This window comes from Cupriavidus nantongensis, assembly GCF_041726985.1.
GTDB lineage: Bacteria > Pseudomonadota > Gammaproteobacteria > Burkholderiales > Burkholderiaceae > Cupriavidus > Cupriavidus nantongensis_A.
Genome location: NZ_CP168303.1, coordinates 1,003,233 through 1,029,103, shown reverse-complemented (window position 1 = coordinate 1,029,103; position 25,871 = coordinate 1,003,233). Strand labels below are relative to the sequence as shown.

The 25,871-nt window shown below is 64.7% G+C and carries 25 protein-coding genes and 1 tRNA gene; all 26 read right to left on the bottom strand.

Annotated elements, in window-relative coordinates; translation table 11 throughout:
* Positions 1-374: 374 nt before the first annotated feature.
* Positions 375-851: a MaoC family dehydratase gene (locus tag ACEI37_RS15910; RefSeq protein WP_111519573.1), complete on the bottom strand. Its 477-nt coding sequence runs from the start codon at positions 849-851 to the stop codon at positions 375-377.
* A 32-nt stretch (positions 852-883) separates the two neighbouring features.
* Positions 884-1,327, bottom strand: coding sequence for a MaoC family dehydratase (locus ACEI37_RS15905; RefSeq protein ID WP_062797790.1), 444 nt, complete (start codon positions 1,325-1,327; stop codon positions 884-886).
* Between the two features lie 154 nt (positions 1,328-1,481).
* Positions 1,482-2,600: an acyl-CoA dehydrogenase family protein gene (locus ACEI37_RS15900; RefSeq protein ID WP_373379694.1), complete on the bottom strand. Its 1,119-nt coding sequence runs from the start codon at positions 2,598-2,600 to the stop codon at positions 1,482-1,484.
* 13 nt (positions 2,601-2,613) lie between these two features.
* Positions 2,614-3,816: an acyl-CoA dehydrogenase family protein gene (locus ACEI37_RS15895; RefSeq protein WP_373379693.1), complete on the bottom strand. Its 1,203-nt coding sequence runs from the start codon at positions 3,814-3,816 to the stop codon at positions 2,614-2,616.
* Between the two features lie 93 nt (positions 3,817-3,909).
* Positions 3,910-4,356, bottom strand: coding sequence for a DUF1178 family protein (locus tag ACEI37_RS15890; RefSeq protein ID WP_062797781.1), 447 nt, complete (start codon positions 4,354-4,356; stop codon positions 3,910-3,912).
* A 117-nt stretch (positions 4,357-4,473) separates the two neighbouring features.
* Positions 4,474-5,136 carry an NUDIX domain-containing protein gene (locus tag ACEI37_RS15885; RefSeq protein ID WP_373379692.1) on the bottom strand — a complete coding sequence of 221 codons (663 nt, stop codon included), beginning with the start codon at positions 5,134-5,136 and terminating at the stop codon, positions 4,474-4,476.
* 44 nt (positions 5,137-5,180) lie between these two features.
* The gene (locus ACEI37_RS15880; protein WP_373379691.1) at positions 5,181-5,489 is read right to left on the bottom strand and encodes a DUF2818 family protein; all 309 of its coding nucleotides are present in this window, start codon (positions 5,487-5,489) and stop codon (positions 5,181-5,183) included.
* Between the two features lie 13 nt (positions 5,490-5,502).
* Complete coding sequence (gene nuoN / locus ACEI37_RS15875; protein WP_373379690.1) at positions 5,503-6,978, bottom strand: NADH-quinone oxidoreductase subunit NuoN; 1,476 nt, start codon at positions 6,976-6,978, stop codon at positions 5,503-5,505.
* Positions 6,979-6,996: 18 nt separating this feature from the next.
* The gene (locus ACEI37_RS15870) at positions 6,997-8,463 is read right to left on the bottom strand and encodes an NADH-quinone oxidoreductase subunit M (RefSeq protein WP_373379689.1); all 1,467 of its coding nucleotides are present in this window, start codon (positions 8,461-8,463) and stop codon (positions 6,997-6,999) included.
* Positions 8,464-8,490: 27 nt separating this feature from the next.
* Entirely contained in the window at positions 8,491-10,578 is a 2,088-nt protein-coding gene (gene nuoL, locus ACEI37_RS15865) for an NADH-quinone oxidoreductase subunit L (protein ID WP_373379688.1), read from the bottom strand.
* A gap of 58 nt (positions 10,579-10,636) precedes the next feature.
* The gene (gene nuoK / locus ACEI37_RS15860; RefSeq protein ID WP_029044763.1) at positions 10,637-10,942 is read right to left on the bottom strand and encodes an NADH-quinone oxidoreductase subunit NuoK; all 306 of its coding nucleotides are present in this window, start codon (positions 10,940-10,942) and stop codon (positions 10,637-10,639) included.
* Positions 10,943-10,958: 16 nt separating this feature from the next.
* Positions 10,959-11,603 (bottom strand): NADH-quinone oxidoreductase subunit J, encoded by a 645-nt coding sequence (locus ACEI37_RS15855; RefSeq protein WP_373379687.1) that lies wholly within the window; start codon positions 11,601-11,603, stop codon positions 10,959-10,961.
* A 175-nt stretch (positions 11,604-11,778) separates the two neighbouring features.
* The gene (gene nuoI / locus ACEI37_RS15850; protein ID WP_022534067.1) at positions 11,779-12,270 is read right to left on the bottom strand and encodes an NADH-quinone oxidoreductase subunit NuoI; all 492 of its coding nucleotides are present in this window, start codon (positions 12,268-12,270) and stop codon (positions 11,779-11,781) included.
* Between the two features lie 71 nt (positions 12,271-12,341).
* Positions 12,342-13,406, bottom strand: a complete 1,065-nt coding sequence (gene nuoH, locus ACEI37_RS15845) for an NADH-quinone oxidoreductase subunit NuoH (RefSeq protein ID WP_373379686.1) — start codon at positions 13,404-13,406, stop codon at positions 12,342-12,344.
* Between the two features lie 21 nt (positions 13,407-13,427).
* Positions 13,428-15,794 (bottom strand): NADH-quinone oxidoreductase subunit NuoG, encoded by a 2,367-nt coding sequence (gene nuoG, locus ACEI37_RS15840; protein WP_373379685.1) that lies wholly within the window; start codon positions 15,792-15,794, stop codon positions 13,428-13,430.
* A 12-nt stretch (positions 15,795-15,806) separates the two neighbouring features.
* Positions 15,807-17,102 (bottom strand): NADH-quinone oxidoreductase subunit NuoF, encoded by a 1,296-nt coding sequence (gene nuoF / locus ACEI37_RS15835; protein WP_116317529.1) that lies wholly within the window; start codon positions 17,100-17,102, stop codon positions 15,807-15,809.
* Between the two features lies 1 nt (position 17,103).
* Positions 17,104-17,601, bottom strand: coding sequence for an NADH-quinone oxidoreductase subunit NuoE (gene nuoE, locus ACEI37_RS15830; protein WP_010809128.1), 498 nt, complete (start codon positions 17,599-17,601; stop codon positions 17,104-17,106).
* Between the two features lie 184 nt (positions 17,602-17,785).
* Entirely contained in the window at positions 17,786-19,039 is a 1,254-nt protein-coding gene (locus tag ACEI37_RS15825; protein ID WP_373379684.1) for an NADH-quinone oxidoreductase subunit D, read from the bottom strand.
* 9 nt (positions 19,040-19,048) lie between these two features.
* Positions 19,049-19,648 (bottom strand): NADH-quinone oxidoreductase subunit C, encoded by a 600-nt coding sequence (locus ACEI37_RS15820; protein WP_115708774.1) that lies wholly within the window; start codon positions 19,646-19,648, stop codon positions 19,049-19,051.
* A gap of 1 nt (position 19,649) precedes the next feature.
* Positions 19,650-20,132, bottom strand: a complete 483-nt coding sequence (locus ACEI37_RS15815) for an NADH-quinone oxidoreductase subunit B family protein (RefSeq protein ID WP_020203631.1) — start codon at positions 20,130-20,132, stop codon at positions 19,650-19,652.
* Positions 20,133-20,138: 6 nt separating this feature from the next.
* Entirely contained in the window at positions 20,139-20,498 is a 360-nt protein-coding gene (locus ACEI37_RS15810) for an NADH-quinone oxidoreductase subunit A (RefSeq protein WP_010809131.1), read from the bottom strand.
* A gap of 166 nt (positions 20,499-20,664) precedes the next feature.
* A tRNA-Leu gene (locus ACEI37_RS15805) sits at positions 20,665-20,749 on the bottom strand.
* 187 nt (positions 20,750-20,936) lie between these two features.
* Positions 20,937-21,311 carry a preprotein translocase subunit SecG gene (gene secG / locus ACEI37_RS15800; protein WP_111519561.1) on the bottom strand — a complete coding sequence of 125 codons (375 nt, stop codon included), beginning with the start codon at positions 21,309-21,311 and terminating at the stop codon, positions 20,937-20,939.
* Between the two features lie 51 nt (positions 21,312-21,362).
* On the bottom strand, positions 21,363-22,106 hold the full coding sequence (gene tpiA, locus ACEI37_RS15795; protein ID WP_373379683.1) for a triose-phosphate isomerase: 744 nt from the start codon (positions 22,104-22,106) through the stop codon (positions 21,363-21,365).
* A gap of 69 nt (positions 22,107-22,175) precedes the next feature.
* Entirely contained in the window at positions 22,176-23,180 is a 1,005-nt protein-coding gene (locus ACEI37_RS15790) for an NAD(P)H-quinone oxidoreductase (protein ID WP_373379682.1), read from the bottom strand.
* 144 nt (positions 23,181-23,324) lie between these two features.
* On the bottom strand, positions 23,325-25,499 hold the full coding sequence (pnp, locus tag ACEI37_RS15785; RefSeq protein ID WP_373379681.1) for a polyribonucleotide nucleotidyltransferase: 2,175 nt from the start codon (positions 25,497-25,499) through the stop codon (positions 23,325-23,327).
* Positions 25,500-25,871 lie beyond the last annotated feature (372 nt).

Here is a 25,871-nt window from a genome sequence, read left to right as displayed (position 1 = left end):
GCCGAAACCGCGAACGGTCCCGGCTGAATACTGCGGCCGGGTAGCGTTGGAATACGAGGCTTTTGCGCCTCCCGACAGACCTGCCGTCATGACAGGCGCGGTTTTCGGCCGGGGAGCGCAACACGTAAAACATCGTGGGCGCGACTGTACCGCAACGCAACATTAGGGGTAAACCCAACGCTACGGAACACACTGTTCATTTAAACGGACAATCAGTGCATTGGTGCACTGCGCTGTCCTTGATCCACGTCAACATCACAAAAAGGCGTTTAAATATGCAGAAAGCCGCGCTTTGCGCGGCTCTCGGGGGTGCGACACCGCGCTGTGGCATATTGTCGCAGTGCCGCATGCGGCGCCGCAGCTCAGCCCGCGGGTCACCCGTAACGGCGCGTGATCGACTCGGCGATGCACACCGGGCGCTCGCTGCCCTCGCGCTCCACCGTCACCTCCCAGGTGGACTGCGCGCCGACCAGTTCGGGCGAGTTCGGCAGCGGATCCAGGCGCTCGACCTTGAGCAGCTTGATGCGCGCGCGCAGCTTGCTGCCGACCGGCACCGGTGCGGTAAAGCGCACCCGGTTCAGGCCGTAGTTGACGCCGATCTTGGACGGCATGCTGAGCGCGTTGTGCATGAACTTGGGCAGCAGCGACAGCGTCAGGAAGCCGTGCGCGATCGGGCCGCCATAGGGCGATTCCTTTTTGGCGCGCTCCACGTCGATGTGGATCCACTGGTGGTCGCCGGTGGCCTCGGCAAACTGGTTGACCTGCTGCTGGGTCACCTCGATCCAGTCGCTGACCGCGACTTCCTGGCCCTGCAGCCCTTCCAGTTCTTCCAGCGTTGCGATGGTACGCATGTCGATCGTCTCCTCGTGACGGTTAAGTGTGGTTACGCCGGCCGGCGGCCGTACATGCCCATGCCCTTGACAGTGCACACCAGCTCGCCGCGCTGGTTCGTCGCCTCCCACTGGGTATGGACTACGCCGCGGTCCGGCTTGGACTGCGACGGCCGGCTGTCGAGCACGTTCAGCACGACGGTGAGCGTGTCGCCGGCATAGACCGGCTTGAGCCAGCGGATCTCGTCGACACCAGGCGAGCCCATGCTGGCCGACTTGCCGGTGGTGCTCAGCACCAGCAGGCGCATCATGATCGAGCACGTCATCCAGCCGCTCGAGATCAGCCCGCCGTAAATGCTGTTGCTGGCGGCTTCCTTGTCGATATGGAACGGCTGCGGGTCGTACTGGCGCGCGAAGCTCAGGATCTCTTCCTCGGTGACGAGGTAGGAACCCAGTTCACGGCGGCTGCCGACTTCAAAATCCTCGAAATACAGCATGGGGCGTCTCCGTTGTGATGGCGGTTGACTGGTCCGCACGATGATCGCATGGCAGGCGCGGGCGTGCGTCCGTATTTGCCGAACCCGCCCCTAACAGCGCGCAAAGAAAAAACCGCGCCTGGACTGCAGCGCGGTTTTGACTGGACTGACGGGATCAGGCAGCTTCCTGGAAGCCGGGCTGGGCGGCAAACCTGCCCAGGTGATGATCCACGTCGCCGAAGGTGGTGTTGATCATGGTCAGCCGCTTGAACATGTGCGCGGCCGGCAGTTCGTTGGTCACGCCCATGCCACCGTGGATCTGCACCGCCTCCTGGCCCACCGTGCGCGCAGCCTGGCCCACGCGCGCCTTGGCGGCGGAGACGTAGCGGCGCCGCTCCTCGGGCGAGGCCTCCTCGAAGCGCGCCGCGGCCAGCAGCGTGATCGAGCGCGACTGCTCGGCATGGATGAACATCTCGACCATGCGATGCTGCAGCGCCTGGAAGCGCGCGATCGGCACGCCGAACTGCTGGCGCGTCTTGGCGTATTCCAGCGTCGCGGCATTGAGCGTGTCCATCACGCCCACGGCCTCGGCGCACAGCAGCACCGCGGCATAGTCGGCCACCTGCTCGACCAGCGCGAAGCCCTTGCCGGCTTCGCCCAGCAATTGCGCGGGGGCATCCTGGAAGGTGATATCGGCGGCGCGCAGGTTGTCGATGGTGCGGTAGTCCTTGATGCTGACGCCCGCGCCGCTGGCGTCGACCAGGAACAGCGAGATGCCATCCTGGTCGGCATCGGCGCCGCTGCTGCGCGCCGACACGATCAGACGGTCAGCCTGGCCGCCGTGCACCACCACGGTCTTGCGGCCGTTGAGCTTGCCGTCGCGCGCGCTGACGCGCACGTTGTTCAGTTCATAGCGCGCCTGCGGCTCGTTGAACGCCACCGCCAGCTTCAGCTCGCCGCCGGCCACCTGCTCCAGCAGCGCGTCCTGGCCGCCGGCCAGGCCCAGCGCGTAGGCACCCACCACGGTGGCCAGGTAGGGCTCGACGATCAGGCCGCGGCCCAGTTCCTGCTGCACCACCATCATGTCCAGGGCCTTGCCGGCAAAGCCACCCTGCGCTTCCGGCACCGGCAGCGCCGTCAGGCCCAGTTCGGCCAGCGCGCCCCATGCGGATTCGCCGTAGCCGGCGGCACTCTCGTAGTGCTTCTTGCGCTCTTCGAAGCCATAGTCCTTGTCGATGAAACGGCGGACGGCGTCGGCCAGTTGCTTCTGTTCGTCGCTGAGATTGAAGTTCATGATGCGTGTCTCCTCACAGCCCCAGAATCATCTGACTGATGATGTTCTTCTGAATTTCGTTGGACCCGCCGTAGATGGAGGTCTTGCGATAGTTGAAGTAGTACGCGGCCAGCGGCGCGGCGTCGTCGTAGCCGGTCACGGCGTGTTCGGTCTCGCACTCCAGGTAAGCGGTGTCGAACGGCTGCGCGTACGGGCCGACGGCCTCGACCATCAGCTCGGTCAGCAGTTGCTGGATCTCGGTGCCCTTGATCTTCAGCATCGAGGCCTCGGGGCCGGGGCCCTTGCCCGCGGCTTCGCTGGACACCACGCGCAGCACGGTGATCTCGAGCGCCATCAGTTCGATTTCCAGCGCGGCCACCTTGGCGCCGAACACCGGGTCTTCCAGCAACGGCTTGCCGTTCTTCTGCTGCTGGCGCGCCACGCGCTTGAGGAAGCCCAGCTCGCGCTTGGAATTGCCGACGCGGGCAATGCCGGTGCGCTCATGGCCGAGCAGGTACTTGGCGTAGGTCCAGCCCTTGTTCTCTTCGCCGACTCGGTTCTCGACCGGCACCTTGACGTTGTCGAAGAAGACTTCGTTCACCTCGTGCTCTTCGTCGAGCATGATGATCGGGCGCACGGTGATGCCCGGGGTCTTCATGTCGATCAGCAGGAACGAGATGCCCTCCTGCTTCTTGGCTTCCGGATCGGTGCGCACCAGGCAGAAGATCATGTCGGCGTGCTGGCCGAGCGTGGTCCAGGTCTTCTGGCCGTTGACGATGTAGTGCTTGCCGTCCGCGGTCAGTTCGGCGCGGGTCTTCAGCGAGGCCAGGTCCGAACCCGAGCCCGGCTCCGAATAGCCCTGGCACCACCAGTCGGTACAGTCGAGGATGCGCGGCAGGTAGTAGGACTTCTGCTGCTCGTTGCCGTACTTCATGATCACCGGCGCGACCATCGCCACGCCGAACGGCAGCACGCCGGGCGCGCCGACGCGGGCATTCTCTTCGTCCCAGATATGGCGCTGGGTGGCGTTCCAGCCGGTGCCGCCGTACTGCACCGGCCAGTGCGGCGCCGACCAGCCCTTGCCGGCCAGCAGCTTGTGCCAGCGCACCAGGTCGTCGCGGTTCGGACGGCGGTGGTTGAGAATCTTGCTGCGGATGTCCGCCGGCAAGTTGGCTTCGAGCCAGCTACGCACTTCCTCGCGGAAGGCATCGTCGGACGCCGAGTAGTTGAGATCCATGCCCGTCTCCAGTGGTGCCGGCATGGCGCGGGCCGCCGGCGGTTTGTTCTGCCTGCGCGTCATGCGCCGACAGCAACGGGCACAGGACGCAATTCAGTGAGCCGTCTGCTTCAGCGCATCCGGCACCACGAGCGGAAAAGTCTCGATGCCCTCCTCGGCCAGCGCCTGCACCTCCTCCGGCGAGGCCGAACCGCGGATGCCGCGTTCCGGCGCCTCGTCATAGTGCATGCGCCTTGCCTCCTCGGCAAAGCGGTCGCCCACGTCCTCGGTCTGCGCCAGCACCTGCTTCACTGCCTTCATATACAGCGCTTGCAGTGTCACCGGTGCGGCAGCCGGCGGCGCCGGCCTGGCCTTGCCCTCGCGCGCGGTCGCGCCCGACAGGTTCAGGCGCGGCGCGCTGGGCAGCCGGGTCACGGCGTGGTCGCCACAGACCGGGCATTGGACCAGGTCACGCGAGATTTGCGACTGCGCCTCTTCCTCCGAGGCAAACCAGCCCTCGAAACGATGGTCATGCGCGCAGCGCAGGTCGAGCACCTTCATGATCTTTCCAGCCCGTCAAAAGCTATATTATCCGCGAATCCAAATTTTGTGAACGGTCGTGCTAAATTTTTTAGAACGACCGTTCGGAACTAAGCTGCGGCGTCTTCGCCGCGCGGCTCACCGTTGTGCCGCCCCATACGCCGGCATGGGCTGCTCCCCCGGCTGCCAGGCACCCGAGATCACTTTTTCCAGCCAGAACGCGCCGATGATGGTCTTCACGTCGGTGATGCGGCCGCTGCGGACCCAATCTATCACCTGGCCCGCCGGCGCGATGAAGGTTTCCAGGAATTCACCGTCGTCCAGCTGCGCCTCGCCATGCGTCAGGTCGCGCGCCAGCAGGATATCGATGAACTCGGTCGAATAGGAAATGACGGGATGGATGCGCGTCAGGTAGTCCCAGCGCGCGGCGCGGTAGCCGGTTTCCTCGAGCAGCTCGCGTTCGCCGCAGCGCTGCGCGCCCTCTTCGGGGTCCAGTTTGCCCGCGGGAAACTCCAGCATCACCTCGCCGATCGGATAGCGGAACTGGCGCTCCAGCAGCACGGTGCCGTCGTCGAACAGCGGAATCATCATCACCGCGCCGGGATGGACCACGTACTCGCGCCCGGTCTGCTTGCCGTCGGGCAGCCTGACGATGTCCTGCTTGAGGGTAAGGAACTTGCCGCGATGGACCGTGGCCGACGCCACGCACACTTCCTTCAGTGCGTCGTCGCTCTCGTCGTTCGCGGTAAGGCCGGCGGATGCGGCCGGAAGTTGGGTGCCGCGTTGGGTCTTGTCGGTCATGGACGCTCCGGATCAGGCAGGGCCCGGCGCCGACAAGACCGGCTTCAGGCCGTGCGGTGTTTGACGAGGTATTGCCAGGTGAAGCCGGGAAAGGCAAACACCAGCATCATGCAGGCGGTGATGGCGTAGAACTGCCAGCCCTGCGCAAACGTGCCGCCCAGGTTGGCTTCCACCGCAAAGCCGGCTGCGCCGGCGACGCCGAACCAGATCACCAGTTCGAGCAGGCGCAGCCACAGCGGCTTGCGCGCCTGCCGCAGCGGGATCACCACGAACAGGCGCTGGTTGACGAACGGCAGGTTCGCACAGACCAGTGCCAGCAGGATGACAAACCAGCCGCTTGCAGAGGCGCTCATATTGCGTGGCGGATCAGGAACCCAGGGTCGAGCGGATGGCCTGATAGCACAGGTTCATCAGCGCGGCCGGGAACAGGCCCAGCAGGATCACCGCGGCGCCATTCACGCTCAGCATCGAACGCAGGCCGAAGGTGGCTTCCAGTTCCTCTTCGCCGGCGGGGGCATCGAAGTACATCAGCTTGACGATGCGCAGATAGTAGAACGCGCCGATCAGCGAGAACAGCACCGCCACCACCGCCAGCCAGGTCATGCCGGCCTTGACCACCGCGTCGAGCACCGCCAGCTTGGCATAGAAGCCCACCGTCGGCGGGATGCCCGCCAGCGAGAACATCATCACCAGCATCAGGAAGGCAAACCACGGGTTGCGGCGCGACATGCCCTTCAGGTCTTCCAGGGTCTCGGCCTCGAAACCCTTGCTGGTGCGCAGCAGGATGATGCCGAAGGTGCCCAGCGTGGTCAGCAGGTAGGTGACCGAGTAGAACATCGCCGAGCTGTACGCATCCGCAGCGCCGTCGGCCTTGTTGGCGACCACGCCCGAAAGCAGGCCCAGCAGCACGAAGCCCATGTGCGAGATGGTCGAGTACGCCAGCATCCGCTTCAGGTTGCTCTGCACGATGGCGGTCAGGTTGCCGATCGCCAGCGAGATGATCGACAGCACCACCAGCATCATCTGCCAGTCGCTGGCCAGCGGCAGCAGGCCTTCCACCAGCACACGGATAAACAGCGCGAATGCCGCCACCTTCGGGCCGCCGGCGATCAGCAGCGTCACCGCGGTCGGCGAGCCCTGGTAGATGTCCGGAATCCACATGTGGAACGGCGCGGCGCCCAGCTTGAACGACAGGCCGGCGACGATGAAGACCACGCCGAAGGCCAGCATGGTGGTGTTGATGCGGCCCGATTCGACCGCACGGAACACCTCGCCCAGGTTCAGCGAACCGGTGGCGCCGTACATCATCGAGATGCCGTACAGCAGGAAGCCCGAAGCCAGCGCGCCCAGCACGAAGTACTTCATTGCCGATTCGGAGGTCACGCGAGACTCGCGGCGCAGCGCCACCAGCGCGTACGACGACAGCGACAGCAGTTCCAGGCCCAGGTACAGGGTCAGGAAGTTGTTGCCCGTGATCATCACGATCTGGCCGCCCAGCGTGAACAGCGCCAGCATGTAGAACTCGCCGGCGAACATGTCGCGCTCGGCCAGGTAGCGGCGCGTATAAACCAGCGTGACAAACAGGCCGGCGGCGCAGAATGCCGACAGCACGTTGGCCATCGGGTCGATCACGACCAGGTTGGAGAACGCGTAATGCGTCTCGCCGGTGGCGGCGTTCATGCCGAACCAGGCGGTCAGCACCAGCGTTGTCAGCAGCGACAGCGGGTAGGCAACGCTCTGCTTGCCCTTGCCGCGGGCCAGGTCGATCCAGTTGATCGCGGCGATGGCGATCGCCAGGAAGATGATCGGCGCCACGGGGGCGAGTGTCGAGGACGGTTGCATGTTGATATCTCTCCCCGATTACAGCTTGGACTGCGCCGCGTGCTGCAGCAGGTTGACCACGGACGGGTGCATCACGTCGGTAAAGGGCTTCGGGTGCAGGCCCATGTACAGCGTCATCAGGGCCAGCAGGCCGAGCATGACGAACTCACGCTGGTTCAGGTCGGCCAGCTCGCGCACGTGCTGGTGCACGACGTCGCCGAAAATGACGCGCTTGACCATCCACAGCGAGTAGGCAGCGCCGAGGATCAGCGCGGTGGCGGCCAGCAGGCCGATCCAGAAGTTGAACTTGACCGCGCCCAGGATCACCATGAATTCGCCGACGAAACCAGAGGTGGCCGGCAGGCCGCAGTTGGCCATGGCGAAGAACACCGACAGCGCCGCAAACTTCGGCATGGTGTTGACCACGCCGCCGTAGTCGGCGATCTGGCGCGAGTGCACGCGGTCATACAGCACGCCGATGCACAGGAACATGGCGCCCGAGATAAAGCCGTGCGAGATCATCTGGATGATGCCGCCCTCGACGCCGATGTCGCTGAAGATGAAGAAGCCCAGCGTGACGAAGCCCATGTGGGCGATCGACGAGTACGCTACCAGCTTCTTCATGTCGGCCTGCACCAGCGCCACCAGGCCGATATAGATCACCGCGATCAGCGAGATGGTGATGATGAACGGGGCCAGGTAGTGGCTGGCGTCAGGCGCGATCGGCAGCGAGAAGCGCAGGAAGCCGTAGGCGCCCAGCTTCAGCATGATCGCGGCCAGCACCACCGAACCGCCGGTCGGCGCTTCCACGTGGGCGTCGGGCAGCCAGGTATGCACCGGCCACATCGGCACCTTCACCGCGAACGCGACGAAGAAGGCGATAAAGATCGCGATCTGCTCGTTCATCGACAGCTTGGCCTGATGCCATTGCAGGATGTCGAAGGTGCCGGTCTTGTTGTACAGGTACAGCAGCGCAACCAGCGTCAGCAGCGAGCCCAGCAGCGTGTACAGGAAGAACTTGAAGGCCGCGTAGACACGGTTCGGGCCGCCCCAGACGCCGATGATGATGTACATCGGGATCAGCGTGGCTTCGAAGAACACGTAGAACAGCATGCCGTCGAGCGCGCAGAACACGCCGACCATCAGGCCCGACAGGATCAGGAACGAGGCCATGTACTCGGCCACGCGCTCGGTGATCACCTCCCAGGCCGAGATCACCACGATCACCGTGATGAAGGCGGTCAGCACCACGAACCACATCGACAGGCCGTCAACGCCCAGCAGGTAGTGGATGTTGAAGCGTTCGATCCAGCTCGCCTTCTCGACGAACTGCATCGCCGCGGTGGCGCGGTCGAAGTTGAATACCAGCGGCAGCGTGACCACGAAGCTGGCGATCGAGCCGAACAGCGACATCCACCGCACGAAGCCCGGGCTGCGGTCCGAGCCGAAGGCCAGGATCAGCAGGCCGAAAAAGACAGGCAGCCAGATTGAGAAAGACAGAACCATTTCTATGTTTTCCTTACTTGGTGCCTATCACTTGGTGCCGATCACGCCCGTGATCGTCAGCGTCAGCAGCACCAGCATGCCGACGATCATCGCGAACGCGTAGTGGTAGATATAGCCCGACTGCAGGTAGCGGCTGGCCGAAGCAAACGATGCCACCACGCGCGCCGCGCCGTTGACGAACAGGCCATCGATCAGGCTCTGGTCGCCGCCCTTCCACAGGCCGGTACCAAGCAGGCGTGCGCCGCGGGCGAACACGGCCTGGTTGATGGCGTCCATGTAGTACTTGTTGTCGAGCAGCTTGTACAGGCCCGAGAAGCGATTGGCGATGGCCTCGGGGATATCCGGGCGCTTCATGTAGAAGAACCAGGACAGCACCACGCCGGCGATGGCCAGCCACAGCACGGGCGTGGTCAGCGAGTGCTGCGCCATCGCCACCCAGCCGTGGAAGGCCTGCTTCAGCTCGGCCATGGCGTGGTGGTTCTCGCCGACGAAGATCACTTCCTTGAAGGCGATGCCGTTCTTGAAGAAGTTGCCGAACAGCATCGGCTCGATCGCGATCGCGCCGATGATCACCGACGGGATTGCCAGCAGCACCAGCGGCAGCGTCACGACCCAAGGCGACTCGTGCGGCGTCTCGCCGGCGGCGAGGCCGTGATGATGGTCGTGCGAGACTTCCTCGTCCTCGTGGTCGCCCTCATGGTGCTGGTGCGCGTGGTTCTGGCCCCAGCGGGACTTGCCATGGAACACCAGGAAGTACATGCGGAACGAGTAGAACGCGGTGACGAACACGCCCGCCAGCACGGCGAAGTAGGCAAAGCCCGAACCGGCGATATGCGACTCGGCCACGGCCTCGATGATCGAGTCCTTGGAGTAGAAGCCCGCGAAGAACGGCGTGCCGATCAGCGCCAGCGAACCCACCAGCGAGGTGATCCAGGTGATCGGCATGTACTTGCGCAGGCCGCCCATGTTGCGGATGTCCTGGTCGTGGTGCATGCCGATGATGACCGAGCCCGCGCCCAGGAACAGCAGCGCCTTGAAGAACGCGTGCGTCATCAGGTGGAACACCGCCACCGAGTAGGCCGAGGCGCCCAGCGCCACGGTCATGTAGCCCAGCTGCGACAGGGTGGAGTACGCCACCACGCGCTTGATGTCGTTCTGGATGATGCCCAGGAAGCCCATGAACAGCGCGGTGATGGCGCCGATCACCAGCACGAAGGACAGCGCGGTGTCCGACAGCTCGAACAGCGGCGACATGCGCGCGACCATGAAGATGCCGGCGGTCACCATGGTGGCCGCGTGGATCAGTGCGGAAATCGGGGTCGGGCCTTCCATCGAGTCAGGCAGCCAGACGTGCAGCGGGAACTGCGCCGACTTGCCCATCGCGCCGATGAACAGGCAGATGCACGCGACGGTGATCATCATCCAGTCGGTGCCCGGGAAAACCACGGTAGCCAGCTGGTTGCGCGCGGCGAATACTTCGGTGTAGTTCATGCTGCCGGCGTAGGCCAGCAGCAGGCCGATGCCCAGGATGAAGCCGAAGTCGCCGACGCGGTTGACCAGGAACGCCTTCAGGTTGGCGAAGATCGCCGTCGGTCGGGTGTACCAGAAACCGATCAGCAGGTACGACACCAGGCCCACCGCTTCCCAGCCGAAGAACAGCTGCAGGAAGTTGTTGCTCATCACCAGCATCAGCATCGAGAAGGTGAACAGCGAGATGTAGGCAAAGAAGCGGTTGTAGCCGGGGTCCCCGTCCATGTAGCCGACGGTGTAGATGTGCACCATCAGCGAGACGAAGGTCACTACGACCATCATCATCGCGGTCAGCGAGTCGACCAGGAAGCCGACCTCCATCTTCAGGCTGCCGATCGCCATCCACTCGTAGACGGTGCCGTTGTAGCCCGCGCCGTTCATCACGTCGAGCAGCACCATCACCGACAGCACGCAGGCAATGGCCACGCCCAGAATGGTCGAGGTGTGGGCCACGATCCGGCCGCCGCGCGACTCCGAGGAAAACAGGCCAAAGAACTTGGTACCGAACAGGCCGGCGATCGCGGAGCCGACTAGCGGCGCCAGCGGAATCGCAAGCAGCAGGTTGGGGTTGAGCGTGGTTGCCATAGGACGCTTAGTGGTGTGCGGTCGGAGAGTCTTGGTTATCTGCGTAGTACGGCACGGATCAGTACTTCAGGGTGTCCATGTCGTCCACGTTGATCGTATCCAGGTTGCGGAACAGCACCACCAGGATTGCCAGACCGATTGCCGACTCGGCGGCGGCCACCGTAAGGATGAAGAAAACGAAAACCTGACCAGCCAGGTCGCCCAGGTAATGCGAGAAGGCGACGAAGTTGATGTTCACCGCGAGCAGCATCAGTTCGATCGCCATCAGCAGCACGATCACGTTCTTGCGGTTCAGGAAGATGCCGACGATGCTGATCGCAAACAGGATCGCACCGAGCACGAGGAAGTGGGCGAGAGAGAGCACAGCGTTTCTCCGGGCTTTAGTTCTTATTGGCGGCAGCCGCGGCTTCCGTCTGCGGGTTCTGGGCTTCGGCCTGCATCGGCACCAGGCGCACGCGCTCGTCGCGGCGGGTGCGCAGCTGCGCCGACACGTCCTGAGCCTTGGTGTCCTTGCGGCGGCGCAAGGTCAGCGCGACAGCGGCGATGATCGCCACCAGCAGGATGATGCCGGCCACTTCGAAGGCGTAGATGTAGTCGGTGTAGATCAGCTTGCCGAGCGCGGCGGTGTTCGAGTAGCCCGGTTCCTGCGAACCGCTGGCCACCACCGGCGCGGTGGTGCCGATGAAGTTGCGCACCAGCACGATCGCCATCTCGGCGATGATCAGCGCCCCCACCACCGAGGCCATCGGCACGTAGGTCCAGAAGTCGCGGCGCAGGTGCTCGATGTCGATATCGATCATCATCACCACGAACAGGAACAGCACCATCACCGCGCCGACATAGACCAGCACCAGCAGGATGGCGAGGAATTCCGCCTTGAGCAGCATCCAGATCGCGGCGGCCGTGAAGAACGACAGCACGAGGAACAGTGCGGAATGCACCGGGTTCTTCGCAGTGATGACTTTCAGTGCGGAGAGCACCAGCACCAGCGCAAAGACATAGAAGATGGTGGTCGTGAGTTCCATGGTTCCTATCGGATCCTCTCAGGGCCGTCCGGCACAAGCCTTCCCCTTCGGGTGGCCCGCTCCTGCGGCATCCTTGCTTTAGCCCCTCGCATTGAAGGGACCGTATTCAAATTCGGTGGCAGAAGCGGCCAGGTCTGTTACGGGCGGCCGCCCTGCCGTTTGGCGCGTGCGCCGGTCAGCGATACTTGGCGTCGGCAGCCTTGGCCGCCGCGATCTGCGGCTCGTAGCGGTCGCCCACTGCCAGCAGCATGTCCTTGGTGAAGTACAGGTCGCCGCGCTTCTCGCCGTGGTATTCCAGGATCTGCGTTTCCACGATGGCGTCGACCGGGCAGGCCTCTTCGCAGAAACCGCAGAAGATGCACTTGGTCAGGTCGATGTCGTAGCGGGTGGTACGGCGCGTGCCGTCGTTGCGCACGTCCGACTCGATGGTGATGGCCAGCGCCGGGCACACCGCCTCGCACAGCTTGCAGGCAATGCAGCGCTCCTCGCCATTCGGATAGCGGCGCAGCGCGTGCAGGCCACGGAAGCGCGGCGAGATCGGCGTTTTCTCTTCCGGGAACTGGACGGTGACCTTGCGCGCGAAGAGATAGCGGCCGGTCAGCGCCATGCCCTTGAAGAGTTCCTTCAGGAGCAGGCTGTTGAAGAAGTCCTTGATGGCGAGCAGCATGACGATTGCTTCCTAGTATTTCCACGCGGTGCGCGCTGCCGCATTGCAGCGCTGCACCGTCGCCTGGCTGTTCAGTGCCAGATGTTCCACGGCGACTTGATCCAGATCGCCACGATGATCAGCCACACCACGGTCAGGGGAATGAACACCTTCCAGCCCAGGCGCATGATCTGGTCATAGCGGTAGCGCGGGAACGAGGCACGGATCCAGATAAAGACCGACAGCAGCAGGAAAACCTTGACCAGCAGCCAGAAGAAGCCGGGGACCGCGTTGGTGATCGCGCTCGAGAACGGAGGCGCCCAGCCGCCCAGGAACATCAGCGCGGTCATGGCCGAGATGATGATCATGTTGATGTACTCGGCCAGGAAGAACAGCGCGAAGCCCATGCCCGAATATTCGATCATGTGGCCGGCCACGATTTCCGATTCGCCTTCCACCACGTCGAACGGGTGGCGGTTGGTTTCGGCCACGCCCGAGATGAAGTAGACGCCGAACATCGGCAGCAGCGGCAGCCAGTTCCACGACAGGATGTTGATGCCCATGTCGGCGAAGTAGCCCGTGTTCTGGCCGTTGACGATGGCCGACAGGTTCAGGCTGCCGGCAACCATCAGCACCGTCACCAGCGCGAAGCCCATGGCGATTTCATACGACACCATCTGTGCCGCGGCACGCATGGCGCCGATGAAGGCGTACTTGGAGTTCGAGGCCCAGCCGGCCAGGATCACGCCGTAGACGCCGACCGAGCTGATCGCCATCACGTACAGCAGGCCGGCGTTGACGTCAGCCATCACCACTTCGGCCTGGAACGGAATCACGGCCCAGACCGCTACGGCAGGCATCAGCACCATCAGCGGCGCGATCAGGTACATGCCGCGGCTGACCTGCGTCGGCATCATGACTTCCTTGAGCAGCAGCTTCAGCACGTCGGCGATCGGCTGCAGCAGGCCCAGCGGGCCGACGCGGTTCGGGCCGAGACGGACGTGCATCCAGCCGATCAGCTTGCGCTCCCACAGGATCAGGTAAGCCACGCACAGCAGCAGCGGCACCACGATCAGCACGGCGCGGATCAGGATCCACAGCGGCGTCCAGTATGCACCCAGCGCGCCCTGCCCTTGCGAGGTAATCCAGTCAATCATGTCTTCTTCTCGCTGTTGTTCTTACGCCGTGGCCACGGCGCCGGCTTTGGCCGGCGCCAGGTCGATGGCCTTCTCTACGGTGACCGTGCCGAACATGGCGCCCAGGCCCATGGCCGCCGGCGTTGCCGCCGGCACGCGCACGGTGTTGGCCGGCAGCGTGGCTTCGAGCACGGCCGGCAGCACCACGCTGCCCTGCCCTTGCGTGACGCGGACCGGGTCGCCCGACTGGATGCCCAGGCGCGCAAACAGGTCGGCCGGCAGCGCGATCTGCATGGCGCGGCGCGCGGCAGCGGTCAGCTGCAGCGACTCGGCGCGGCGCACGATCGGGTCGGCGTGGTAGATCGGCACGTCGGCGATGCGTTCGATGCCGTTGGCGCCGGCAGCGGCCACGCGGATCGGCGCATCGGTGGCGTTGTCGAGCTGGGCCTCGACCGGGGCCGACAGCACTTCGGCGCGGACCGACTCGGCGGTCTCGTAGTCGAAGCCCGCCACGTCCAGCAGGTTGCCCAGCACGCGCAGCACCTTCCAGCCCGGGCGCGCTTCGCCCAGCGCGCGCACCACGCCGTTGAAGCTCTGCGGCTTGCCTTCGCAGTTGACGAAGGTGCCGGCGGTTTCCGTGAACGGCGTCACCGGCAGGATCACGTCGGCGTATTGCATCGCCGCTTCCGAGCGGAACGGCGACAGCACCACCACGGTACCGGCCTGGGCCAGCGCCGCCAGCGCCTGGCGCGGGTCGGCGGCGTCGAACTCGGGTTCGGTGTTCAGCAGGATGTAGGCCTTGCGCGGCGTCTCCAGCATGGCCTGCGCATTGGCACCGCCCTGCTTCGGCAGCGCGCCGGCGATATAGCCGCCGACGGTGTTGGCCGCTTCGGTCAGGAAGCCCAACGTGGCGCCGGCTTCGGTGGCGATCCACTGTGCCAGCGCGTGCAGCGCCGAGAACTGCGGGTGGCGCACCGCCTCGTTGCCGAGGAACACGGCGCGGCGCTCGCCCGACAGCAGCGACTCGGCGGCCTTGGCGGCGGCGTCGCCACCGTCGAAGCCTTCGGTGCCGGCCGGGGCGGCCACGCCCTTGGCGGCGGCCACGGCACGGGCCACGCCGGCCAGCGCAGCGGCCCAGCCCGACGGGGCCACGTCGATACGGTTGGCGGGCATCAGCAGGTCTTCACCGCCGGCACCCAGCACGGTCACGCGGGCGCCCTTCTTGGTCGCCTGGCGCAGGCGCGAGGCCAGCAGCGGATGGTCCTTGCGCAGCGACGAGCCGATCACCAGCGCGCGTTGCAGCGTGGTCACGTCGGCCACCGGCATGCCCAGCCAGGGCGCGCCCTTCAGCGCGGCCGAGAAGTCGGACTGGCGCAGGCGGAAGTCGACGTTGTCGCTGCCCAGGCCGCGCATCAGCTTGCCCAGCAGGAACAGTTCTTCCAGCGTGCTGTGCGGACTGGCCAGCGCAGCGATCTGGTCGGCGCCATGCTCGCGCTTGATGCCGGCCAGGCCATTGGCCACGTATTCCAGTGCGGTCTGCCAGTCGGTTTCCATCCATTCGCCGCCCTGCTTCAGCAGCGGGCGGGTCAGGCGGTCGGCACTGTTCAGGCCTTCATACGAGAAGCGGTCCTTGTCGGAGATCCAGCACTCGTTGATGTCTTCGTTTTCCAGCGGCAGCACGCGCATCACGCGCTGGTTCTTGGTCTGCACCACCAGGTTCGCGCCCAGCCCGTCGTGCGGCGACACCGACTTGCGGCGCGCCAGTTCCCAGGTACGGGCCGAATAGCGGAACGGCTTGCTGGTCAGCGCGCCGACCGGGCACAGGTCGATCATGTTGCCCGACAGTTCCGAGTCGACGGTCTTGCCGACGAAGGTGGTGATTTCGGAATGCTCGCCGCGGTTGAGCATGCCCAGCTCCATCACGCCGGCCACTTCCTGGCCGAAGCGCACGCAGCGGGTGCAATGGATGCAGCGGGTCATCTCCTCCATGGAGATCAGCGGGCCCACGTTCTTGTGGAACACCACGCGCTTCTCTTCCTTGTAGCGCGACTCCGAGGCACCGTAGCCAACGGCCAGGTCCTGCAGCTGGCACTCGCCGCCCTGATCGCAGATGGGGCAATCCAGCGGGTGGTTGATCAGCAGGAATTCCATCACCGACTTCTGCGCCTTGACCGCCTTCTCCGAATTGGTGAAGACCTTCATGCCGGGGGTCACCGGCGTGGCGCAGGCAGGCAGCGCCTTCGGGGCCTTCTCGACCTCGACCAGGCACATGCGGCAGTTGGCCGCGATGGACAGTTTGCGGTGGTAGCAGAAGTGCGGGATGTAGGTGCCCAGCTTGCGGGCCGCTTCCATCACCAGGCTGCCCTCAGCAACCTCAACCTTCTTGCCGTCGATCTCTAGTTCAACCATGTTCTGCCACGCTTAGATGTAGGCCGGAACCATGCACTGCTTGTGTTCGACGTGATATTCGAACTCTTTCCAGTAGTGCTTGAGCATGCCGCGGACCGGCATCGCCGCGGCATCGCCGAGCGCGCAGATGGTGCGGCCCATGATGTTTTCCGCGACGTTGTTGAGCAGGTCCAGGTCTTCCTGGCGCCCTTCTCCGTGTTCGATGCGATTGACCATGCGGTACAGCCAGCCGGTGCCTTCGCGGCACGGCGTGCACTGGCCGCACGATTCCTCAAAATAGAAGTACGACAGGCGCAGCAGCGAGCGGACCATGCAGCGCGTCTCGTCCATCACGATCACCGCGCCCGAGCCCAGCATCGAGCCGGCCTTGGCGATCGAGTCATAGTCCATGTCGGACGCCATCATCAGGTCGCCCGGCACCACCGGCGCCGACGAGCCGCCCGGGATCACCGCCTTGATGCGCTTGCCGCCGCGCATGCCGCCTGCCAGTTCCAGCAGCTTGGCGAACGGCGTGCCCAGCGGGATCTCGTAGTTGCCGGGACGCTCGACGTCGCCCGAGATCGAGAAGATCTTGGTGCCGCCGTTGTTCGGCTTGCCCAGCTTCAGGTAGTTCTCGGGACCGATGGCCAGCAGGAACGGCACCGCGGCGAAGGTCTCGGTGTTGTTGATGGTGGTCGGCTTGCCGTACAGGCCGAAGCTGGCCGGGAACGGCGGCTTGAAGCGCGGCTGGCCCTTCTTGCCTTCCAGCGATTCGAGCAGCGCGGTTTCCTCGCCGCAGATGTAGGCGCCATAGCCGTGGTGGGCGTGCAGCTGGAAGCTGAAGCCCGAGCCCAGGATGTTGTCGCCCAGGAAGCCGGCAGCACGCGCCTCTTCGAGGGCTTCCTCGAAGATCTTGTATTCGTTCCAGATCTCGCCGTGGATGTAGTTGTAGCCCACGGTGATGCCCATCGCATACGCGCCGATGGCCATGCCTTCGATCAGCGAGTGCGGGTTGAAGCGGATGATGTCGCGGTCCTTGAACGTGCCGGGCTCGCCTTCATCGGTATTGCAGACCAGGTATTTCTGACCCGGGAACGTGCGCGGCATGAAGCTCCACTTCAGGCCGGTCGGGAAGCCCGCACCGCCGCGGCCGCGCAGGCCCGAGGCCTTGACGTCGGCGATCACCTGCTCGGGCGGGATCTTCTCGGTTAGGATGCGCTTCAGTTGCTGGTAGCCGCCACGCTTGACGTAGTCTTCCAAGTGCCAATTCTTGCCGTCCAGCCCGGCCAGGATCAGCGGCTGGATATGGCGGTCGTGCAGACTGGTCATATTACTTGCCCCCCTTGGCAGCTTCAGCCTTGAGCTCGTCGACAAGCGCGTCGAGCTTGTCGTCGCTCATGAAGCTGCACATGCGGGTGTTGTTGACGATCATCACCGGAGCGTCGCCGCAAGCGCCCATGCACTCGCCCTCTTTCAGCGTGAAGCAGCCGTCAGCGGTGGTCTCGTTGTAGTCGATCCCGAGCTTGCGCTTCAGGTACTCGCCAGCCCGCTCGCCGCCCGACAGAGCGCACGGCAGGTTGGTGCAGACGGCGAGCTTGAATTTGCCCACCGGCTTGGTGTCGTACATGTTGTAGAAGGTCGCCACCTCTTCCACCCACACGGGCGGCATCTCGAGATAGCTGGCGACGAACTGCATGACTTCGGGGGAAACCCAGCCCACCTCGCCCTGCGCCACGGCAAGCGCCGCCATCACGGCCGACTGCTTCTGGTCGGCCGGATACTTCGCGATCGCGCGATCGATTTCCTTGAGAGCTTCTGCTGATAGCATGGTCATTGCAGTAAAACGCCGGAGACAGCGCCACCGGGCGTCTCTCCGCAGGTTTGCAGCCGTCGCTGCCGTTCCGCCGGCGGGCCTGAGGCCGTGCCGGTCCGCCGCGGGTCTTCCGGGCCGCCCCGCTCGGCGGGGCTCCTCGGAAAGCGCCCGGATCGTCGTCCGGGCCGGCGGTCCGTGATTAGCGGTCGATCTCGCCGAAGACGATGTCTTGCGTGCCGATGATCGTTACCGCGTCAGCAATCATGTGTCCCTTGGCCATTTCGTCCAGCGCGGCCAGGTGCGGGAAGCCAGGTGCACGGATCTTCAAGCGGTACGGCTTGTTCGCGCCGTCCGAGATCGCGTAGATGCCGAACTCGCCCTTCGGGTGTTCCACCGCTGCGTACGCTTCGCCTTCGGGCACGTGCATGCCTTCGGTGAACAGCTTGAAGTGGTGGATCAGTTCTTCCATGTTGGACTTCATGTCCACGCGCGAGGGCGGCGCCACCTTGTGGTTATCGGTAATCACCGGGCCCGGATTGCGGCGCAGCCATTCGATGCACTGCCTGATGATGCGGTTGGACTGGCGCATCTCTTCCACGCGCACCAGGTAGCGCGCGTAGCAATCGCCGCCCACGCCCACCGGGATATCGAAGTCCAGCTTGTCGTACACCTCGTACGGCTGCTTCTTGCGCAGGTCCCATTCGATGCCCGAGCCGCGCAGCATCGGGCCGGTAAAGCCCATCTGCAGCGCGCGTTCCGGGCTGACCACGCCGATGTCCACCAGGCGCTGCTTCCAGATCCGGTTGTCGGTCAGCAGCGTCTCGTATTCGTCGACGTACTTCGGGAAGCGGTTGGTGAAGTCCTCGATGAAGTCCAGCAGCGAGCCCGAACGCGCTTCGTTCATGGCCTTGATGGCACGCTCGTTGTGGACCTTCGAGGCACGATATTGCGGCATCGTGTCAGGCAGGTCGCGGTAGACGCCGCCCGGACGATAGTAGGCCGCGTGCATGCGCGCGCCCGACACCGCCTCGTACATGTCGAACAGGTCTTCGCGCTCGCGGAAGGCGTACAGGAACACCGCCATCGCGCCCACGTCGAGCGCGTGCGCACCGATCCACATCAGGTGGTTCATGATGCGGGTGATCTCGTCGAACATCACGCGGATGTACTGAGCGCGGACCGGTACTTCGAGACCGATCAGACGTTCGATCGCCATCACGTAGGCGTGCTCGTTGGACATCATCGACACGTAGTCGAGGCGGTCCATGTAGGGCACACTCTGGATCCAGGACTTCTGTTCGGCCAGCTTCTCGGTGGCACGGTGCAGCAGCCCGATATGCGGGTCGGCGCGCTGGATGACTTCGCCGTCCAGTTCCAGCACCAGGCGCAGCACGCCGTGCGCGGCCGGGTGCTGCGGGCCGAAGTTCAGGGTGTAATTCTTGATGTCTGCCATGGCGCGTTCTCAGTGCTCCAAACCGCCGTACTTGTCCTCGCGGATCACGCGCGGCGTGATCTCGCGCGGCTCGATCGTGACCGGCTGGTAGATGACCCGCTTCTGTTCGGGGTCGTAGCGCATCTCGACGTAGCCGGAGACCGGGAAATCCTTGCGGAACGGATGGCCGACGAAACCGTAGTCGGTCAGGATGCGGCGCAGGTCCGGATGGCCGTCAAACACGATGCCGTAGAAATCGAAGGCTTCGCGCTCGAACCAGTTCACCGAGTTCCACACGTCGATCAGGCTGGCCACCACCGGGAAATCATCCTCCGGAGCGAACACGCGCAGGCGCAGGCGCCAGTTGTGGGTAACCGACAGCAGGTGCGAGACGGCGGCAAAGCGCGGGCCGTCCCAGGCACCGTCGCCGAATTCGGAATAGTCGACGCCGCACAGGTCGATCAGCTGCTCGAAGCGCAGCGAGGGATCGTCGCGCAGGATGCGGGCGGCTTCCAGGTAGTCGCCGGCCTTGACGATCAGCGTCAGTTCGCCGGTCGCCTCGATCAGTTTTTGCACGCGCTTGCCGAGAGCCTTCTCGAGCGCGGCCTTCAGGATGTCGAGCTTCGCCATTTCAGCCCTTGCGCGCGATGGTGTTGGTACGCCTGATCTTGTTCTGCAGCTGGATCACGCCGTAGATCAGCGCCTCGGCCGTCGGCGGGCAGCCCGGGACGTAGATGTCCACCGGCACGATCCGGTCGCAGCCACGCACCACCGAGTACGAATAGTGGTAGTAGCCGCCACCGTTGGCGCACGAGCCCATCGAGATCACCCAGCGCGGTTCCGCCATCTGGTCGTAGACCTTGCGCAGCGCGGGGGCCATCTTGTTGCACAGCGTGCCGGCCACGATCATCACGTCCGACTGGCGCGGCGACGGGCGGAACACCACGCCGAAGCGGTCCAGGTCATAGCGCGCGGCGCCGGCATGCATCATTTCCACGGCACAGCAGGCCAGGCCAAACGTCATCGGCCACAGCGACCCGGTGCGGGTCCAATTGATCAGCTTGTCAGCGGTAGTCGTGACAAAGCCTTCGTTGAGAACGCCTTCGATTGCCATTTCACATCACTCCCAATCGAGCGCGCCCTTTTTCCAGATGTAGACGAAGCCCACGATGAATTCCAGCAGAAACACGCCCATGGCGATGAAACCAGGCCAGCCGATATCCCGCAGGGCGACACCCCAGGGAAACAGGAAGGCGGTTTCGAGATCGAACAGGATAAACAGGATGGCGATGAGGTAGTAGCGCACGTCGAACTTCATGCGCGCGTCCTCGAACGCTTCGAAGCCGCACTCGTACGGAGACAGCTTCGCGGGATCGGGCTTGTTCGGACCGAGGATCCGACCGATCGACATCAGTGCCACGCCAAGCACGACACCAAAGATGATGAAGATGAGAACGGGGAAGTAGGCTTCGAGATTCAAGGTACGGCCAGCCTTATCTGGAATGTTGTCAACAGCACCAGCTGAAGCGGCGTCCTGTTGCCCACCCCAGGCGCTAAGCCATGAGAATCACGGCGCGCCGCCTTGCGGACTGCCGGAGTCCCATGCGCGGGTGCATTGCCCGGCCAGGGACTCCGATCAAGTTGTTTGGTGCCGACGGCGAGACTCGAACTCGCACAGCTTTCGCCACTACCCCCTCAAGATAGCGTGTCTACCAATTTCACCACGTCGGCTGGGGGAGAAACAATATTGCCTGGCGCCGGGTTTTCAAGCCCTTCAGGTCCGTTACAAAGGCTTTCGTCTTTGCGCGGAACCCATCGCTGGGGAATCGTTTCAAGCCTTGCATTCTAACCCAAATTTCTTGCTTTGTTCAACGCACAACTGCAAAAAAACTCAGGAATCCGCCGCAAGGCAATCGGATTATTTCGGTACAGCGGGGGCTGCGGGCGCGGAAGCGTCTGCAGCAGCAGCCGGGGCTGCGGCCGGGGCCGATGCACCTGCCGTGGCGGGCGCCGAGGCCGGGGCGGCGCCCATCACACCTAGCGACGCAGCGGGCTTGTAGTTGCCCAGCAACGTCAGCGCCAGCGTGCAGACGAAGAACAGCGTGGCCAGCACGGCGGTGGTGCGCGACAGGAAGTTTGCCGAGCCGGTGGCGCCGAACAGGCTGCCGGAGGCGCCCGAGCCGAAGGCCGCGCCCACATCGGCACCCTTGCCATGCTGGATCAGCACCAGGCCGATTACGCCCAGCGCCGACAACACCTGCAGCACCACCAACAAAGTCTTGAAGATTGCCATTTGATTTAAATAAGCTTACTTGCCTGATCGGTCGATCGGAACGGCCGGCATTCAGGCGTTGCCGATCGCGAGAAAATCTTCCGACTTGAGCGAGGCGCCGCCAATCAGGCCCCCGTCGATATCGGTCATCGAAAACAGTTCGGCCGCATTGTCGGGCTTGACGCTGCCGCCGTACAGGATTGCCATGCGCTCGGCCACGCCCGCATCGCGCGCGGCAAGCAGGCCGCGCAGGAAGGCATGCACCGCCTGCGCCTGCGCGCTGGTGGCGGTCTTGCCGGTGCCGATGGCCCACACCGGCTCATAGGCCAGCACCACGCGGCCCAGTTGCTCCACCGTCAGCGCTTCCAGCACCGCCTGCAACTGCCGGCCGACCACGGCCTCGGTCTCGCCCGCGTCACGCTGGGCCAGGGTCTCGCCCACGCAGACCACCGGGACGATGCCGAACTCCAGCGCCCGCAGCGCCTTGGCCGCGACGGCCTGGTCGGTCTCGCCATGGTAGGTGCGGCGCTCGGAGTGGCCGACTAGGACATAGGTGCAGCCGAACTCGCCCAGCATGGATGCCGCCACTTCGCCGGTGAAGGCGCCGCGCGCTTCCGCCGACACATCTTGTGCACCCCAGGCCACTTTGGAGCCATTCAGCAGCGCCTGGCATTGTGCAAGATAGGGGAACGGCGCGCAGACCGCCAGCGTCGCGCCGGTCACACCAGCGCCAGCCTTGATGCCTTCCAGCAGTGCCGCGTTGGCAGCCAGGCTGCCGTGCATCTTCCAATTGCCGATGACGAGCTTTTGTCTCACGAGGTGCCCCTCCCAAATCAAACCCGCTATTGTAGCGTGTGGCAGGGGCAAGGCGCTACGCCCGCCGGTTTACCAGGTCAGCACGATCTTGCCGATATGCTCGCTCGATTCCATCAGCCGGTGCGCGTCGGCCGCCTGCGCGGCCGGGAACACCTGGTGGATCACCGGCTTGATCTTGCCGGACGCCAGCAGCGGCCACACCTGCTCATGCAGCGCCGCGGCGATCTTGCCCTTGAACGATGCCGGGCGCGGACGCAGCGTCGAGCCGGTCACGGTGATGCGCCGGCGCAGGATGTCGCCCAGCGGGATCTCGGCCTTGGCGCCACCCAGCAGCGCGATGATGACGATGCGGCCATCGTCGGCGATGCACTTGAGCTCGCGCGCCAGGTACGGGCCGGCGACCATGTCGAGGATCACGTCCACACCCTTGCCGCCGGTCAGCGTAGCGACCTCGGCAACGAAGTCCTGGGTCTTGTAGTTGATGGCGCGATCGGCGCCGAGGTCTTCGCAGGCCTTGCACTTTTCATCGGTGCCGGCAGTGACGAAGACCTTGAAGCCCAACGCCTTGGCGATCTGGATCGCGGTGGTGCCGATGCCGCTGGAGCCACCCTGGATCAGCAGGGTTTCGTCCTTTCCACGGGGGCCCTGGCCCAGGTAGCCGCGATCGAACACATTGCTCCACACGGTGAAGAACGTCTCCGGCAGCGCCGCGGCCTCGATATCGCTCAGGCCCTGCGGCGCGGGCAGGACCTGCGCCAGCGGCGCGGTGCACAGCTGCGCATAGCCGCCGCCCTGCACCAGCGCGCAGACGCGGTCGCCCACCTTGAGGCCGAAGCGGTTGTCGGCATGCGACAGGTCGCCGCCGACCACCACGCCCGCCACCTCCAGGCCGGGCAGGTCCGACGCGCCCGGCGGCACGGGGTAGTTGCCGGTGCGCTGGAACACGTCCGGGCGGTTCACGCCAGCGGCTGCCACGCGGATCAGCACCTCCCCCGCGGCGGGCACCGGATCGGGCCGCTCGGTCAGCTGGAGGACTTCGGGGGCACCGTATTCGCGGATCTCGATGGCTTGCATGCTTCTTTGCTCCTTGTCTTTGCTCGGTGTGAGCCTTGGCTCGATGGGTTGCCGCAGTGTAAACAAAAAAACGGCCGGGCATCGCCCGGCCGTTTTTCCGCGGCACCGCCTTGCGGCGGCCCCAATGGGACAGTAGTGCCCCGCTTACTGCTGCTGTTCCGAGCCGCCAGCCGGTGCTGCCGGGGCAGCGCCTTCGCCGGCGTTGATCGGGCTGATGCTGCCGCCCTCTTCCGCCAGCGCGGCCTTCAGCGACAGGCGCAGGCGGCCCTTCTCGTCGGCCTGAATCAGCTTGACGCGGACCTGCTGGCCTTCCTTCAGCCAGTCCTTGATGTCCTTGACACGCTCGTTGACGATTTCCGAGATGTGCAGCAGGCCGTCCTTGCCCGGCAGGATGTTGACGATGGCGCCAAAGTCCAGCAGCTTCAGCACGGTACCGGCGTAGATCTTGCCCACTTCGGCTTCCGCGGTGATGCCCTCGATGCGGCGCTTGGCTTCGGCCATGCCTTCGGTCGAGGTCGAGGCGATGGTGATGGTGCCGTCTTCCTGGATGTCGATGGTGGTGCCGGTTTCCTTGGTCAGCGCCTGGATGGTCGAACCGCCCTTGCCGATCACTTCGCGGATCTTGTCCGGATGGATCTTCATGGTGATCATGCGCGGTGCGTGCGCCGACAGCTCGGTGCGGGCGTGGCCCATCGCTTCCTGCATGTTCGACAGGATATGCAGGCGGCCTTCCTTGGCCTGCGCCAGCGCAACCTGCATGATCTCCTTGGTGATGCCCTGGACCTTGATGTCCATCTGCAGCGCGGTGATGCCGTTGTCGGTACCCGCCACCTTGAAATCCATGTCGCCCAGGTGATCTTCATCGCCCAGGATGTCGGTCAGCACGGCGAACTTGTTGCCCTCCAGGATCAGGCCCATGGCCACGCCGGCCACGTGCGCCTTGACCGGAACGCCGGCGTCCATCAGCGCCAGGCAGCCGCCGCAGACCGAAGCCATCGACGACGAGCCGTTGGATTCGGTGATTTCCGACACCAGGCGGATGGTGTAGGCGAACTCATCGTCCTTCGGCAGCACCGGGATCAGTGCGCGCTTGGCCAGGCGGCCGTGGCCGATTTCGCGGCGCTTCGGGCTGCCCACGCGGCCGGTCTCGCCGGTGGCGAACGGAGGCATGTTGTAGTGGAGCATGAAGCGGTCGCGGTACTCGCCGGCCAGCGCGTCGATGATCTGCTCGTCGCTCTTGGTGCCCAGCGTGGCCACCACCAGCGCCTGGGTCTCGCCGCGGGTGAACAGCGCCGAGCCGTGCGCGCGCGGCAGCACCGACGAACGGATCTCGATCGGGCGCACGGTGCGGGTGTCGCGGCCGTCGATGCGCGGCTCGCCGTTCAGGATCTGGCCGCGAACGATCTTCGCTTCCAGGTCGAACATGATGTTGCCGACTTCCACCTTGTCGGCTTCGACGCCGGCCTCGGCCAGCGCGGCGGCGACATTGGCCGACACTTCCTTCAGCTTCTGGCTGCGCGCCGACTTCTGGCGCAGCTGGTAGGCCTCCTGCAGCAGCGGCAGCGCGACTTCGGTGACCTTGGCGATCAGCGGCTCGTTCTTGGCGGCCGGGGCCCAGTCCCACTCCGGCTTGCCGCCTTCGCGCACCAGTTCATGGATGGCGTTGATGGCGGTCTGCATCTGCTCGTGGCCATAGACCACGGCGCCCAGCATCACGTCTTCCGACAGCTGGTTGGCTTCCGATTCCACCATCAGCACGGCGCGCTCGGTACCAGCGACGATCAGGTCCAGGTCAGAGGTGGCGAGCTGCGAGCGGGTCGGGTTCAGCAGGTACTGGCCGTCCTTGTAGCCGACGCGCGCGGCGCCCACCGGGCCGCTGAACGGGATGCCCGACACGGCCAGCGCGGCCGAGGCGCCGATCAGCGCGGGGATGTCGGCGGGCACATCCGGGTTCAGCGACACCACATGCACCACCACCTGCACTTCGTTGTAGAAGCCTTCCGGGAACAGCGGGCGCAGCGGACGGTCGATCAGGCGCGAGGTCAGGGTCTCGTTTTCCGACGGACGGCCTTCACGCTTGAAGAAGCCGCCGGGGATCTTGCCGGCGGCGTAGGTCTTCTCGATGTAATCGACGGTCAGCGGGAAGAAGTCCTGGCCCGGCTTCGGGTTCTTGGCGGCGACCACGGTCGCCAGCACCACGGTGTCTTCCACATCGACCAGCACGGCGCCGCCAGCCTGGCGGGCGATTTCGCCGGTTTCCATGCGGACCTTGTGCTGGCCCCACTGGAATTCCTTGACGACCTTGTTGAACATGGACATGTGCATTCCTTGACTTGCGTGCTGGCCGCGCGATTCACGCAATGACACGCGCGCGGCCGGCGACGCCTGCGTTCTCAGCCGCAGGCAAACTGCCGGGTTGCCGGTCGCGGTCGCAGGGAAGTGCTATGCCATTCCAGCATGGCACCGGCGTTGCCGATGCCGTGCTGGAATGACACAAAGCCCTGTTTCCTTGCCCGATCCGGGTGTTGGATAAAAAGAACAACTTACTCCGTTGCGCGGCTTGCCGCAACGGCGCCCGCGCCATCGACATGGCCGGGCGGCGTGAAGCGAAAATCACTCCATTCACCGCTTGCACCCTGGCGACACGGAGTCGGCCGCCAGAAATGCAAAATGCCTGCCCAGCAATGCTGA